Origin of the sequence: Comamonas sp. NyZ500, from assembly GCF_016772095.1 — a bacterium.
GTDB classification, from domain to species: domain Bacteria; phylum Pseudomonadota; class Gammaproteobacteria; order Burkholderiales; family Burkholderiaceae_C; genus Comamonas; species Comamonas thiooxydans.
Window position 1 is genome coordinate 1 of record NZ_JAEIJE010000008.1, and the last position, 13,791, is coordinate 13,791.

Here is a 13,791-nt window from a genome sequence, read left to right on the forward strand (position 1 = left end):
AGGTAAACGGGATCGAACCGATGACCTCTTGCATGCCATGCAAGCGCTCTCCCAGCTGAGCTATACCCCCAAAAACTCTCTGCAAGACAACCTTTTAATCAGTCGCGTTTTGCAGAGACTCGAATTATAGACAGGTTTTTAGCGATTTTTCAAACGCGCGATAACTTTTTCACGTCCGAGCAATTCCAGCACCGCATCGACCGAGGGAGTATGGGCCGTGCCCACGGTCAGAACACGTACGGGCATGGCCAGCACGGGCATCTTCACGCCCTGCGCCTTGAGCAGCTCCTTGATCGCAGCCGCAATGGCTTCCTTGGTCCATTCCACGTTTTCCACCACGGCCGCAAATGCATCCAGCACGGGGTTGGCCGCCTCGGTTACATGCTTGGCGTAGTCTTCCGCATTGCGCTCCACGCTGTCCACATAGAAGACCTTGGCCCAGTTGGCCAGATCCACCAAGGTCTCGCAACGGTCCTTGAACAAGGCAGCAATGCGCACCAGACGGTCATCGGCATCAATCAGGCTCTCGGCCACACCCACCTTGACGACAAAAGGCTTGACCAACTGGGCCAGCTCGGCGTCGTCCATGGCCTTCAGATGCTGGGCATTGACCCAGCGCAGCTTGGCTTCGTCAAACTGGCCGGCACTGCGGCCCAGGTGATCCAGGTTGAACCACTCCAGGAACTGGGCGCGACTGAAGATTTCGTCGTCGCCATGGCTCCAGCCCAGGCGGGCCAGATAGTTCACCATGGCATCGGGCAGATAGCCTTCATCGCGGTACTGGGTCACGGCCTTGGCACCGTTGCGCTTGCTCATCTTTTCACCTTGCTCGTTGAGCACGGTGGGCAGGTGGGCAAAGGTAGGCACGGTGGCACCCAGCGCTTCAAAGATGTGGATCTGGCGCGGCGTGTTGTTCACATGGTCGTCGCCACGGATGACATGGGTGATGTTCATGTCCATGTCGTCCACGCAGACGCAGAAGTTGTACGTGGGCGTGCCGTCGGGTCGGGCAATCACCAGATCGTCGAGCTCGGAGTTCTGGAACTCGATACGGCCCTTGCACTTGTCGTCCCAGCCCACCACACCGGTTTGCGGAGTCTTGAAGCGCAGCACGGGCTTCACGCCTTCGGGAATCGCGGGCAGGACCTTGCCCTCCTCGGGACGCCATGTGCCGTCGTAGCGCGGCTTTTCCTTGGCAGCCATCTGCTTTTCACGCAGCGCGTCCAGTTCCTCCATGCTCATATAGCAGGGGTAGACATAGCCTTTTTCCTGCAAGGTCGCCAGCACCTGCTTGTAGCGATCCATGCGCTGCATCTGGTAGAACGGACCTTCATCGTGATCCAGTTGCAGCCATTCCATGCCTTCCAGGATCACGTCCACGGAAGCCTGGGTGGAGCGCTCCAGATCGGTGTCCTCGATGCGCAGCACGAAGTCGCCGCCATTGGCGCGCGCAAACGCCCAGGGATAGAGGGCCGAACGAATATTGCCCAGATGGATGAAGCCCGTGGGCGAAGGGGCAAAGCGGGTGCGAATTTTGTTGTTTGTCATATCAGAAATCCTTGTACGACATTCCCCGTGCCAAGGCTGCGGCGCTTGATACGCACGCAGTCTCGGCCAGAGATGCCGAGCAAGAGCCGCCTCGCAGCGCAGGCATAGTCCCCCAGGAAGGGGAAGGCGCGAAGCGACTCAGGGAGTGTTTCACAGCGTATCCAGTCCGCGAGCCAGGTCGACCTTGAGGTCTTCCAGATGCTCAAGACCCACGGAAATACGAATCAGACCCTGACCCACGCCGGCAGCCTGACGCTGGTCCTCGGTCAGACGACCATGCGAGGTGCTGGCCGGATGGGTGATGGTGGTCTTCACATCACCGAGGTTGGCCGTAATCGAGCACAGACGCGTGCTGTCCACGACATGGAAGGCATTGGCACGCAGTTGCTCGGCACCCTCGCCCACCACATCGAAGGCCAGCACCGCACCGCCCATGCCATTTTGCTGGCGCATGGCCAGCTCGTGCTGAGGATGGCTCTTGAGGCCCGGGTAGTACACACGCGCCACCTTGGGATGAGCTTCCAGCCAGGCGGCAAACTCCAGCGCTGCTGCGCTTTGCGCCTTGACGCGCAAAGCCAGGGTTTCCAGACCCTTCATCACCGTCCAGGCATTGTAGGGAGCGATGTTCAGACCACCGCTGCGCAAGAAAGTGCCCATGACCTTGTCCACGAGGGCAATGCTGCCGCAAACCGCACCGGCCATGACGCGGCCCTGGCCGTCGAGGAACTTGGTGCCCGAGTGCACGACGAGGTCGGCGCCGAACTTTACGGGCTGCTGCAGCACGGGAGTGGCGAAGCTGTTGTCCACGGCCAGCAGCGCGTTGTTGGCGTGCGCCAGCTCGGCCAGTGCGGCGATGTCGCAGAGATCGGTCAGCGGGTTGGTGGGCGTCTCGGCAAAAAGCATGCGCGTGTTGGGCTTGATGGCCGCCTTCCAGGCTTCGATATCGGTCTGCGAGACAAACGTGGTTTCCACGCCGAAGCGTGCCATCTCGGTTCCCAGCAGCTTGATGGTGGAGCCGAACATGGACTGCGAGCAGATCACATGATCGCCCGTCTTGAGCGCCGTCAGCGCCACCAGCAAGATGGCCGACATGCCGGTGGAGGTCGCTACCGCACATTCCGTGCCTTCCATGGCCGCCAGACGCTTTTCAAAGCTGGTGACCGTGGGGTTGCCAGTGCGGCTGTAGGTGAAGCCCGGCTCTTCATTGGCAAAGCGGCGCGCTGCGGTCGCCGCATCGGGCTGCACAAAGCTGCTGGTCATGTACAGGGCTTCGCAATGCTCGCCCCACTGACTGCGCTCGACCGCTTCGCGCACGGCCAGAGTTTCAGGATGCAAACCTTCGGGTAATGTCTTGTTGGTCACAATCGTCAAATCCAGATGGTTGGTACCGGTCATGAGTCCGCTGCAGACCGCCAATCAGGCCCGCACGCATGCTGCTCTACCAGCTTGACCGGCGGCACTCGCCATGCCGGTCTTTGAATATGCCTTGCTCATATTCCAAAGAATCCGAGTCAAATCAGACTCAAACGCTTTATGGACATACGTCATGTGCTCACTATTAAAGAGCACACCGACCGCGCGGCTCTGCCATTGTCCTCCCGAATGAAAAGGGTTGCCTAAGCAACCCTTTCCGACTCGGTCATTCGCTGCGCTTTAACGCTCAGCTTTCCTGAGCATTGGGCAGGGACAGGCGCGAAGTGTCTTCGCTCTCCTCTTCGCTGCCGCGGTTGCGGCCCTCGTTGAGCGCCGTCACCTCTTCATCGGAGATATCGCCGGTGATGTAGATGCCGTCGAAACACGATGCCTCGAAACCGCTCACCTGGGCATTGATCTTGCCCACGGCCTGCTTCATGGCTTCCACGTCCTGGTAGATCAGTGCGTCGCAGCCGATGACCTGGCGAATTTCCTCGACCGTACGGCCGTGAGCCACCAGCTCGGAGCGAGTGGGCATGTCGATGCCATACACGTTGGGGTGACGCACGGGAGGCGCCGCGGAGGCCAGATACACCTTGTTGGCACCGGCATCGCGCGCCATCTGCACGATTTCCTTGGAAGTGGTGCCGCGCACGATGGAGTCATCGACCAGCAGCACATTGCGACCCTTGAACTCGCTGCTGATGGCGTTGAGCTTCTGGCGCACCGACTTCTTGCGAGCGCCCTGACCCGGCATGATGAAGGTACGGCCCACATAGCGGTTCTTCACAAAACCTTCGCGATAGGGCTTGCCCAGCAACTGTGCCAATTGCATGGCGCTGGGGCGGCTCGATTCGGGAATGGGAATCACCGCATCGATTTCATTGGGCGGCACCATGGAGATCACACGCTTGGCCAGCGTTTCACCCATGTTCAAGCGAGCCTGATAGACCGAAATGCCATCCATGGTGGAGTCGGGACGTGCCAGATACACATACTCGAACACGCAGGGATTGAGCTGGGTCTTTTCAGCGCATTGCTGGCTCTCGACGCGGCCGTCGTTGTGCACGAAGATCGCTTCGCCGGGAGCGATGTCGCGCTCGAACTGATGGGTCGTACCTTCCAGCGCCACGGACTCGCTGGCCAGCATGATGGTGCCATCATTGCCGCGCCCCATGCACAGCGGACGAATGCCGAAGGGATCGCGGAAGGCCAGCAGGCCGTAGCCGGCGATCAGCGCGATCACGGCGTAAGAGCCCTTGATGCGCTTGTGCACCGCACGCACGGCCTTGAAGATTTCCTCGCTCTGCAGCGGAGCGCCGCTGGAGGCGCGGCCGATCTCGTGCGCCAGCACGTTGAGCAGGACCTCGGAGTCGCTTTCGGTGTTGGTGTGGCGATGGTCGGTATCCGCCAGTTCGCGGCGCAGTTGCTTGGCATTGGTGAGGTTGCCGTTGTGCACCATGACGATGCCGAAGGGCGCATTCACGTAGAAGGGCTGAGCCTCTTCCTCGCTGGAGGCATTGCCCGCCGTGGGATAACGCACCTGACCCAGCCCCACATCACCGGGCAGAGCACGCATATTGCGGGTGCGGAACACATCCTTCACCATGCCCTTGGCCTTGTGCATGAAGAACTTGCGTTCCTGCTGGGTCACGATGCCGGCTGCATCCTGCCCACGGTGCTGCAGCAGCAGCAAAGCGTCATAAATCAGCTGATTCACGGGTGTGGTGCTCACCACACCAACGATTCCACACATAGTTGCGTTCCATCTGTTCGCGAAAGTCGCCCTTCGCCACACTCGCCTGCTTCGCCACCCATTGGCTAGCCTGCGCTTTGATATCCGGCATGGCGGATCACGCCAACACCAAACTCTCGTCAGCACCCACTGCGTTTTACAGCAAGCACCTTAGCCACTTTCAACCCTTAGGTAAATTGCGGCAAAAAACTTCGCTTCAAGAGGAAGCCTTGGGCAGATACTGCCCCCACTCCTCTGGCAGAGTCGGCAGCACCCAGCCCAGCGCCTCGGTCAACCAGGGCGCCAGCATCGAGTCCTGCCACCACAAGGCCTTGTGCAGCGGCGTGTACTGGATCACCAGAGCCAGCACCAGCAGCAGCAGGCCACCACGCAAGACACCGAACAATGCGCCCAGGGTGCGATCCACAGGCCTCAGACCCACGGCTTCAATCAACTGCTTGGACAGCCAGGAGATCACTCCCCAGGCAAACATGGACCCCACCAGCAGCAGCACAAAGCCCGCCGCATAACGCAGCTGCATGTCCCAGCCATCCAGCGGCAGCCACACCGCCACCTCTTGCGCCCAGGTCCGCGCGACCATGAAGGCTACCAGCCAGCCCAGCAAGGACAGGACTTCATAGACCAGACCGCGCCAGGCCCCTAGCAACAAGGAGCCCAGCACAACGACCACAAAAATCCAGTCCAGCGTGCTCATCAATCAAACCGTTGCCGGAAAACCGGTCTCAAGCCTTGAACACCGATGCAGGCAAACCCAGGGCCTTGGCTCTGGCGGCAGCCTTCTCGGCTTCTTCGCGGCTCTTGAAAGGCCCCATGCGAACACGTGTGCGCTTGCCGTCCTTGGTATCCACGGTCTGGGTAAAGGCTCCGGCCCCCAGCTTGCCCTTGATTTCGTTGGCCTTGCCGACTTCGGCAAAGGCGCCGATCTGAACGATAAAGCGCTCGTTAGTCGCTGCAGCCTCCTTGGCCGGTGCTGCTTCCGAGGTACTGCGCCCCTCCAGCAGTGCACGGGCACGAGCGGCCTCGTCCACCTTGGGCGCCTCCGGCTTGTGCTTGGGCTCGGGTTTGGCTTCCGGCTTCTTGATCTCGGGCTTGACCTCGGCCTTGGGTTTTTCAGGCTTCGGTTCCGGCTTGCGCTCGGGCTTTACTTCCGGCTTGGGCTGAGGTTTGACCTCTGGCTTGGGCTCGGGCTTGACCTGAGATGCCACCGCGGCGGCAGTGCCGACGGCAGCCGCAGTGACTGCAGCCCCGACCACCGGCGCAGCAGGCGCCACAGCGGCCGCCGCAGGAGCTGCAGGCCTGGCCGAAGGCGCAAGCACTTCTTCGCCATCATCCAGAGAAGCATTGGCAGCAACACGCCCTGACGGTGCAGCCGTCTGGCTCGCCACCTGAGTGCCAGGCACGACCTCGGGAGCCGAGTTGGCCTGATCGGGAATTTCAATCGGAATATTGACCGGAATGGGACGTGGCTGCGTATCGAACAGCAGCGGGAAGCCCACCACACCGATCAGCACCAGCACGGCCGCCCCGATGAGGCGATGACGTGCGCGGCGGCGCATGGCTTCCACGCTTTCGCCCTGGGCCAAGCGGCTGGGGCGCTTGGCTCCGGCCACGGACTCGGCTTCGTCTTTTTTGCCAGGCCAACGGAAATTGAAAAATGCCATGAGTGAGGACTTGTTGAGGCCTGCCACCCGACAAAAGCCGGGGCGGCAGGCCGCTGACTCAGTGAGCCAGGTGTTTGGCGTTCAGACGAGGCGTGCCGTTTTGCAACACTCCGCCCACGGTGAAGAACGATCCAAAGACCACGATTCTATCAGCCGCCTCTGTTGCCGCGACTGCGGCATCCAGGGCCTGCTGGGGATTGGCAAAGGTCTGCATGCTCACATCTTTGCGGATCACGCCCTGGGCCTGCAACTGCTGCAGCTTGGCCTTGAGGTTTTCTGCCGAATCCGCACGCGGCGTCGGCAGATCGGTGAAATACCAGCGATCAACCAGCGGACCCACCTTGGTGAGCATGGGCTCCCAGTCCTTGTCGGCCATGGCACCGAATACGGCATGCGTGATCGGAAAGTAACCCATGGCATCGAGATTCGCCGTGAGCGCCGCCACCGAGTGCGGGTTGTGCGCCACATCCAGCACCAGCGTAGGCTGGCCGGGAACGATCTGGAAGCGACCGGGAAGCTCCACCATGGACAAGCCCGTGCGCACGGCCTGCGCCGTCACAGGCAGCTTGCCGCGAATGGCTTCATAGGCGGCCAACACGCCGGAAGCATTCATCAGCTGATTGGCACCGCGCAGCGCCGGATAGGCCAGCCCCGCATAGCGGCGGCCACGGCCGGCCCAGCCCCATTGCTGCTTGTCGCCGTCGTAGTTGAAATCCTTGCCGAAGCGCCAGAGGTCGGCACCGATTTCGGCCGCGTGATCGATCACGCTTTGCGGCGGCACGGGGTCGCTGACGATGACGGGACGACCGGCACGCATGATGCCGGCTTTTTCGCGGCCAATGCTTTCGCGATCGGGGCCCAACAGTTCCATGTGATCGAGATCGATGCTGGTGATGATGGCGCAGTCGGCATCGATGATGTTGGTGGCATCGAGCCGACCTCCCAGACCCACTTCCAGAATCGCCACATCCAACCTGGACAGACTCATCAGGCGCAATATCGCCAGCGTGGTGAACTCGAAGTAAGTGAGTGCAACCTCTTGTCCGTCCTTGACCCTGGCCTGCTCCACCGCTTCAAAATGCGGGATCAGCTCCTCGGCCTTGACGATCTCGCCACCCACGCGGCAGCGCTCTTCAAAGTGAACCAGATGCGGCGAGGTATAGACACCGGGGCGATAGCCGGACTGCAGGGCCACGGCCTCCAGCATGGCGCAGGTCGAACCCTTGCCATTGGTGCCGGCCACCGTGATGACGGGGCAGTCGAATTGCAGGCCCATGCGCTGTGCGACTTCACGCACGCGATCCAGACCCAGGGCGATGTTCTGGGGATGCAGGCGCTCGCAATAAGCCAGCCAGGCATCCAAGGTGGGGAATATGGTGTGCATACTGGGCGCTATTGTCGCCCACTGTCAGAGGCCCTATGGCTGCCGGCACTTGGCAAATGCGTTACATCTGACTCCAACCGTTTCACCGCTACCGAACACCATGAGCAAGATCACCACCGTCTACGGCATCCCCAATTGCGACACCGTCAAGAAAGCACGCAGCTGGCTCAGTGAGCAAGGTATTACTTACCAATTCCACGACTTCAAGAAACAAGGCGTTCCCGCCGAGCGTCTGCCCCAGTGGATGCAGGCTCTGGGCTGGGAAAAGCTGCTCAACCGCCAGGGCACGACCTGGCGCAAGCTCGATGACGCGACAAAGGCCTCTGCCGTGGATGCGCCCAGTGCCGCCGCCGTAATGCAGGAGCACGCCAGCACCATCAAGCGACCCGTGGTGGAATGGGCCGACGGGAAAATCACCGTCGGTTTCAAGGCCGATGAGTGGGATACGCTGCAAAACACATAAGCAACCGCTCACATTTACACATGGCTTTACCTAGTTTTACGGTGCCGAGTGCTTGAAATTTACGCAGATCCCCTAAACTTTTCGGTGATCTGATGCGTTAAAGCTTCAGAGACAGGAGAGATGTTGATGAAAACTCTGGCAGTTTTGACTTTGACCGCCGTGGCCGCCACCGGGGCCTATGCCCAGGAGCGCGGTCGCGTGCTGTCCTCGACCCCCATCACCCAGCAGGTCGCCGTGCCGCAGCAGGTCTGCAGCGACCAGCCGGTGGCGGTCGCTCCTCGCCCCACCGGTGCAGGTGCCGTGGTCGGAGCCATTGCCGGCGGCCTGATAGGCAATGCCATCGGTGGCGGTGGCGGCCGTGCCGCGGCCACGGCAGCCGGCGTGGTCGGCGGTGCCATGCTCGGCAATCAGGCCGAAGCCTCGGGCCCGGTGCAGTACCAGAACATGCGCCAGTGCAGCACGCAGACCTTCTACCAGAACCGTACCGTGGGCTACAACGTGACCTATGAGTACAACGGTCGCAACTACACCACGCAGACCGCCAACCCGCCCGGCCAATGGATTGCGCTGAATGTGCAGCCCGTGGCCAACGACCCGGTCTACAGCAACGACGGCTACTACAGCACCCAGACGCCTCCTCAGGGCGCCTACAGCACCAGCTATCCGCAAAACTACGACAGCGGCTATTACGCCCCTCAGCCCGTGGCGCCCACCTACTCGGCGTCCGACTATGTGGCGCCGCTGCTGATCGGCGCAGCCATTGGTGCGGGTGCCTATTACGCCACCCGCCCCCATTACTACCGACCCGGCTACCGTCCGGGCTGGCACGGTGGCCACGGCGGCCATGGCTGGCGCCGCTGATCCAAGCCGATCCGGCCTTGCGAACCGCTCAGGAGCCCCGTCACGGGGCTCTTGTTTTTCCTGCCTTTGCCGGGCATTCGCGCAGTTGCAAATCCCGTGGCCTAAAATCAATGCTTTTGATCTTCGACCACGCACAGCGTACCTCTCCATGACCACCGAAACCATCGCAGGCGTCAGCCTCACCACCAAGGCCAATGTTTACTTTGACGGCAAGTGCGTCAGCCACAGCTTCACGCTGGCCGACGGCACCAAGAAGTCGGTGGGCGTGGTGCTGCCTGCAACGCTGACCTTTGGCACCGCAGCCGCAGAAATCATGGAATGCGTGGGCGGCTCCTGCGAATACAAGCTCGACGGCAGCGACGAGTGGAAGAAGTCCTCGGCCGGCGAGAGCTTCCAGATTCCCGCGAACTCCAAGTTCGACATCCGCGTGACCGAGGCTTACCACTACATCTGCCACTACGCGTAATCCGCGCCTGGCCCGGCTTCGGGCCAGACCCGAGAATTTCAAGCCTTTTCAGCCCCAATCGCTTACCCATCAAGCGCTTGCAGCTATCACTTTGAAGAGAAATCTCATGGAAACCATTCTGCAACATGTTCCCGTCGGCCAGAAGGTCGGCATCGCCTTCTCCGGCGGCCTGGACACTTCTGCCGCTCTGCGCTGGATGAAGAACAAGGGTGCCCTGCCCTACGCCTACACGGCCAACCTGGGTCAGCCCGACGAAGCCGATTACGACGAAATCCCCCGCAAGGCGATGGAATATGGCGCAGAAAAGGCCCGCCTGATCGACTGCCGTCCCCAGTTGGCCAACGAAGGCATTGCCGCCATCCAGTCCGGCGCTTTCCACATTTCCACCGGCGGCATCACCTACTTCAACACCACGCCCCTGGGCCGTGCCGTGACCGGCACCATGCTGGTGGCCGCCATGAAGGAAGACGACGTCAACATCTGGGGTGACGGTTCGACCTTCAAGGGCAACGACATCGAGCGCTTTTACCGCTACGGCCTGCTCACCAATCCCGCGCTGAAGATCTACAAGCCCTGGCTGGACAGCAACTTCATCGACGAGCTGGGCGGCCGTGCCGAAATGTCGGCCTTCATGACCAAGGAAGGTTTCGGCTACAAGATGTCGGCCGAGAAGGCTTACTCCACCGACTCCAACATGCTGGGCGCCACCCACGAAGCCAAGGATCTGGAGTTCCTGAACTCCGGCATCCGCATCGTGAACCCCATCATGGGCGTGGCTTTCTGGAAGCCCGAAGTCGAAGTCAAGGCAGAAGAAGTCTCGATCACCTTCGAAGAAGGCCGCCCCGTGGCCATCAACGGCAAGGAATACACCGATGCCGTGGAAGTCTTCCTGGAGCTGAACCGCATCGGCGGCCGCCACGGCCTGGGCATGAGCGACCAGATCGAGAACCGCATCATCGAAGCCAAGAGCCGCGGCATCTACGAAGCCCCCGGCATGGCCCTGCTGCACATTGCCTACGAGCGTCTGGTGACCGGCATCCACAACGAGGACACCATCGAGCAGTACCGCATCAACGGCCTGCGCCTGGGCCGTCTGCTGTACCAGGGCCGCTGGTTCGACCCCCAGGCCATCATGCTGCGCGAATCCTCGCAGCGCTGGGTGGCCCGCGCCGTGACCGGCACCGTGACGCTGGAACTGCGCCGCGGCAACGACTACTCCATCCTGAACACCGAGTCGCCCAACCTGACTTACGCTCCCGAGCGTCTGTCCATGGAAAAGGTCGAAGACGCGCCTTTCAGCCCCATCGACCGCATCGGTCAGCTGACCATGCGCAACCTGGACCTGATCGACACCCGCGCCAAGCTGGCCATCTACTCGCAAGCCGGCCTGCTGAGCGTGAGCAGCGCCAACGCCCTGCCACAGCTGGGCAACGACAAGAAGTAATTCGGTTCGCCTGCGTGAAAAAGCCGCTGCACTGCAGCGGCTTTTTTCATGCCGAATACGCCTCAATCGCTTTTAGGCAAAGCGATTGAAGCTAGCAGTATCGAGGCATCAGCGATTGATCTGGTGCACCTGCTGTTCCAGCTGCCCCACATAGGCTGCCGTGCTGTTGTCCGACTCCTGGGCGCGCTGCACCAGATGCGCTTCCAGCACATCGAGCCGAGCCATCACCTCTTCCTTGTCCCTGGCATGCAGTGCTTCCAGCACACCGCGCAGTTCGGTGAAACGCGAAGCCTCGGCCTTGTCGGCCAGATCGCGCTGGGCCTGCATCTCCTTGGCGTGGCGGCGTGCCTCCAGCAGCACCGAGCCTTGCATCCACAGCACATAGGCGATGAAGAACACGCTCAGCAAAATCGTCAGCGCCAGCATGAGCACGCCCAGCGGTGCCTGGATTTCGGTCAGGCCCAGCGAAACCGTTGCAGGTGTGGACAGCGCCGTCCAGTTGAAGGCTGCCAACACGGCAATCAGGGCCACGATGATGGCAATGCAGATGGTGCGAAAGTTCATGCTCTTCTCCTTGTACTCCGGAATGCCTTGTTTTAACCCAAGATCGCATCGGCTTGCGTCAGCAAGCGCCAGAAATGACAAAGCCGCTGTTGCCAGCGGCCCTGTCGTCATGATGCGTTCAGATCAGCGGCATGCGCCGGCTCAATTGGTCTCCGACAATTGCTCGAGGATCGCGGGATTCTCCAGAGTGCTGGTGTCCTGGGTAATCGCTTCTCCCTTGGCCAGCGAGCGCAGCAGGCGGCGCATGATCTTGCCGCTGCGGGTCTTGGGCAGGTTGTCGCCGAAGCGGATGTCCTTGGGCTTGGCAATCGGGCCGATCTCCTTGGCCACCCAGTTGCGCAGTTCGGTCGCAATCTGCCTGGCCTCTTCGCCCGTGGGCTTGCCGCGCTTGAGCACCACAAAGGCGCAGATGGCTTCGCCGGTCAGGTCGTCGGGACGGCCGACCACGGCGGCCTCGGCCACCAGATCGGTCTTGGCCACCAGGGCCGACTCGATTTCCATGGTGCCCATGCGGTGGCCCGAGACATTGAGCACATCGTCGATACGGCCCGTGATGCGGAAATAGCCGCGATCCTCGCTGCGCACGGCGCCGTCGCCGGCCAGGTAATAGCCCTTGAGCTCTTCGGGGAAGTAGCTCTTCTTGAAGCGCTCGGGGTCGCCCCAGATGGTGCGAATCATCGAGGGCCAGGGCTTCTTCACCACCAGGATGCCGCCGGCGCCATTGGGGATCTCGTTACCGGCCTCGTCGACGATGGCCGCCGTGATACCGGGCAGGGGCAGGGTGCAGGAGCCGGGCACCAGAGGCGTGGCACCGGGCAGCGGCGTGATCATGTGGCCGCCGTTCTCGGTCTGCCAGAAGGTATCCACGATGGGGCAGCGCTCGCCGCCCACATGCTTGTGATACCACATCCAGGCTTCGGGATTGATGGGCTCGCCCACCGAGCCCAGCAGACGCAGGCTGGACAGATTCCAGTTCTTCGGGTGGACGCTGGGGTCGGAGTCCGCCGCCTTGATCAGCGAGCGTATGGCCGTGGGGGCCGTGTAGAAGATGCTGCACTGGTGGCGCTCTATCATCTGCCAGAAGCGGCCCGCATTGGGGAAGGTCGGCACGCCTTCGAACACGATCTGCGTGGCACCGGCAGCCAGCGGGCCATAGGCCACATAGCTGTGGCCGGTGATCCAGCCGATATCGGCCGTGCACCAGAAGACATCGCTGTCCCTGGCATCGAAAGTCCATTCGAAGGTCTGCTTGGCCCACAGCACATAGCCGCCGGTGGCATGCTGCACGCCCTTGGGCTTGCCGGTGGAGCCGCTGGTATAGAGGATGAAGAGCGGGTGCTCGGCATTGACAGGCACGGCTTCGCACTCGGTGGACTGGCCGGCCAATGCCTCGGTGAAGCTGATGTCGCGGCCCGCGACCATATTGCAGGCAGTGGCCGTGCGCTCATAGACCAGCACGCTCTTGACGGCTTCGCAGCCGCCCAGCGCAAGCGCGTCGTCGACGATGGCCTTGAGCGGCAACTCCTTGCCGCCGCGCATCTGGTAGTTGGAAGTGACGACCAGACTGGCACCCACGTCCACAATGCGCTCCTGTACGGCCTTGGCCGAGAAACCGCCGAACACCACGGAATGCGTGGCGCCGATGCGTGCACAGGCCTGCATGGCCACCACACCCTCGATGGTCATGGGCATGTAGATCAGCACGCGATCGCCCTTTTGCACGCCGCGCGCCTTGAGCGCATTGGCGAACTGGCTCACGCGGGCGAGCAACTCTTTGTAAGTGACCTTGGTGACCTCGCCGCCGTCGGCTTCAAAGATGATGGCCGTCTTGCTCTCCACGGGCGTGCCCATGTGCTTGTCCAGACAGTTGGCGCTGGCGTTGAGCTCGCCGTCGGCAAACCATTTATAGAAAGGCGGGTTGCTCTGGTCCAGCACCTGGGTGAAGGGCTTGGTCCACTGCACGTTCTCGCGGGCCAGCCGTGCCCAATAGCCTTCATAGTCGCGCTCGGCTTCATCGCACAGGGCCTGGTATTGCGCCATGCCCGAGATGCGGGCCTTGGCGGCGAAATCCGCAGGGGGCGGGAACACACGGTTTTCCACCAGCACGGATTCGATGGTTGATGTCGCAGCGCTCATCGTTTTGTCTCCTGATGCATAAGCAATGAAATAATTGTGGGTGTACTGTCAAGGCTCGGTCTTACACCCCACTGACTGAAATTGAGAAGCGGCTT

At 61.5% G+C, this 13,791-nt stretch carries 13 protein-coding genes; 4 read left to right on the plus strand and 9 right to left on the minus strand.

Going from position 1 to position 13,791, the window contains the following annotated elements; translation table 11 throughout:
• Positions 1–138 precede the first annotated feature (138 nt).
• The 7 genes from gltX to folC form a co-directional block, all read right to left on the minus strand.
• A complete protein-coding gene (gene gltX / locus JAO85_RS13530) occupies positions 139–1,548 on the minus strand; it encodes a glutamate--tRNA ligase (RefSeq protein ID WP_054075617.1) in 1,410 nt (469 codons plus the stop codon).
• A 150-nt stretch (positions 1,549–1,698) separates the two neighbouring features.
• Positions 1,699–2,910 (minus strand): O-succinylhomoserine sulfhydrylase, encoded by a 1,212-nt coding sequence (locus tag JAO85_RS13535; protein ID WP_202788381.1) that lies wholly within the window; start codon positions 2,908–2,910, stop codon positions 1,699–1,701.
• Between the two features lie 298 nt (positions 2,911–3,208).
• Positions 3,209–4,717: an amidophosphoribosyltransferase gene (purF, locus tag JAO85_RS13540; RefSeq protein WP_003061095.1), complete on the minus strand. Its 1,509-nt coding sequence runs from the start codon at positions 4,715–4,717 to the stop codon at positions 3,209–3,211.
• A complete protein-coding gene (locus tag JAO85_RS13545) occupies positions 4,662–4,808 on the minus strand; it encodes a hypothetical protein (protein ID WP_003057184.1) in 147 nt (48 codons plus the stop codon). The genes purF and JAO85_RS13545 overlap by 56 nt, the downstream gene beginning before the upstream one ends.
• 105 nt (positions 4,809–4,913) lie before the next feature.
• Positions 4,914–5,411: a CvpA family protein gene (locus JAO85_RS13550; RefSeq protein WP_202788263.1), complete on the minus strand. Its 498-nt coding sequence runs from the start codon at positions 5,409–5,411 to the stop codon at positions 4,914–4,916.
• A 28-nt stretch (positions 5,412–5,439) separates the two neighbouring features.
• Complete coding sequence (locus JAO85_RS13555; RefSeq protein ID WP_202788264.1) at positions 5,440–6,378, minus strand: SPOR domain-containing protein; 939 nt, start codon at positions 6,376–6,378, stop codon at positions 5,440–5,442.
• Between the two features lie 58 nt (positions 6,379–6,436).
• Positions 6,437–7,762: a bifunctional tetrahydrofolate synthase/dihydrofolate synthase gene (gene folC / locus JAO85_RS13560; RefSeq protein WP_202788265.1), complete on the minus strand. Its 1,326-nt coding sequence runs from the start codon at positions 7,760–7,762 to the stop codon at positions 6,437–6,439.
• A 100-nt stretch (positions 7,763–7,862) separates the two neighbouring features.
• Here folC and JAO85_RS13565 point away from each other — a divergent pair, with 100 nt between their 5' ends.
• From JAO85_RS13565 to argG, 4 genes are all read left to right on the plus strand, one after another.
• A complete protein-coding gene (locus tag JAO85_RS13565; RefSeq protein WP_003061086.1) occupies positions 7,863–8,225 on the plus strand; it encodes an ArsC family reductase in 363 nt (120 codons plus the stop codon).
• A 126-nt stretch (positions 8,226–8,351) separates the two neighbouring features.
• A complete protein-coding gene (locus tag JAO85_RS13570; RefSeq protein WP_202788266.1) occupies positions 8,352–9,086 on the plus strand; it encodes a glycine zipper 2TM domain-containing protein in 735 nt (244 codons plus the stop codon).
• 148 nt (positions 9,087–9,234) lie between these two features.
• The gene (locus tag JAO85_RS13575) at positions 9,235–9,552 is read left to right on the plus strand and encodes a pyrimidine/purine nucleoside phosphorylase (protein WP_003057202.1); all 318 of its coding nucleotides are present in this window, start codon (positions 9,235–9,237) and stop codon (positions 9,550–9,552) included.
• A 106-nt stretch (positions 9,553–9,658) separates the two neighbouring features.
• The gene (argG, locus tag JAO85_RS13580; RefSeq protein WP_003057205.1) at positions 9,659–10,996 is read left to right on the plus strand and encodes an argininosuccinate synthase; all 1,338 of its coding nucleotides are present in this window, start codon (positions 9,659–9,661) and stop codon (positions 10,994–10,996) included.
• A 108-nt stretch (positions 10,997–11,104) separates the two neighbouring features.
• On the opposite strand, the gene JAO85_RS13585 is transcribed toward argG, so the two are convergent.
• Both JAO85_RS13585 and acs read right to left on the minus strand, forming a co-directional pair.
• Entirely contained in the window at positions 11,105–11,560 is a 456-nt protein-coding gene (locus JAO85_RS13585) for a LapA family protein (protein WP_202788267.1), read from the minus strand.
• Between the two features lie 141 nt (positions 11,561–11,701).
• Positions 11,702–13,696, minus strand: a complete 1,995-nt coding sequence (acs, locus tag JAO85_RS13590) for an acetate--CoA ligase (RefSeq protein ID WP_202788268.1) — start codon at positions 13,694–13,696, stop codon at positions 11,702–11,704.
• Positions 13,697–13,791 lie beyond the last annotated feature (95 nt).

Bases quoted from the DNA above. Each gene is read 5' to 3' on its own strand.
- gltX (WP_054075617.1), bottom strand. From the start codon at position 1,548: ATGACAAACAACAAAATTCGCACCCGCTTTGCCCCTTCGCCCACGGGC.
- purF (WP_003061095.1), bottom strand. From the start codon at position 4,717: ATGTGTGGAATCGTTGGTGTGGTGAGCACCACACCCGTGAATCAGCTG.
- JAO85_RS13545 (WP_003057184.1), bottom strand. From the start codon at position 4,808: ATGCCGGATATCAAAGCGCAGGCTAGCCAATGGGTGGCGAAGCAGGCG.
- JAO85_RS13550 (WP_202788263.1), bottom strand. From the start codon at position 5,411: ATGAGCACGCTGGACTGGATTTTTGTGGTCGTTGTGCTGGGCTCCTTG.
- JAO85_RS13555 (WP_202788264.1), bottom strand. From the start codon at position 6,378: ATGGCATTTTTCAATTTCCGTTGGCCTGGCAAAAAAGACGAAGCCGAG.
- folC (WP_202788265.1), bottom strand. From the start codon at position 7,762: ATGCACACCATATTCCCCACCTTGGATGCCTGGCTGGCTTATTGCGAG.
- JAO85_RS13565 (WP_003061086.1), top strand. From the start codon at position 7,863: ATGAGCAAGATCACCACCGTCTACGGCATCCCCAATTGCGACACCGTC.
- JAO85_RS13570 (WP_202788266.1), top strand. From the start codon at position 8,352: ATGAAAACTCTGGCAGTTTTGACTTTGACCGCCGTGGCCGCCACCGGG.
- JAO85_RS13575 (WP_003057202.1), top strand. From the start codon at position 9,235: ATGACCACCGAAACCATCGCAGGCGTCAGCCTCACCACCAAGGCCAAT.
- argG (WP_003057205.1), top strand. From the start codon at position 9,659: ATGGAAACCATTCTGCAACATGTTCCCGTCGGCCAGAAGGTCGGCATC.
- JAO85_RS13585 (WP_202788267.1), bottom strand. From the start codon at position 11,560: ATGAACTTTCGCACCATCTGCATTGCCATCATCGTGGCCCTGATTGCC.
- acs (WP_202788268.1), bottom strand. From the start codon at position 13,696: ATGAGCGCTGCGACATCAACCATCGAATCCGTGCTGGTGGAAAACCGT.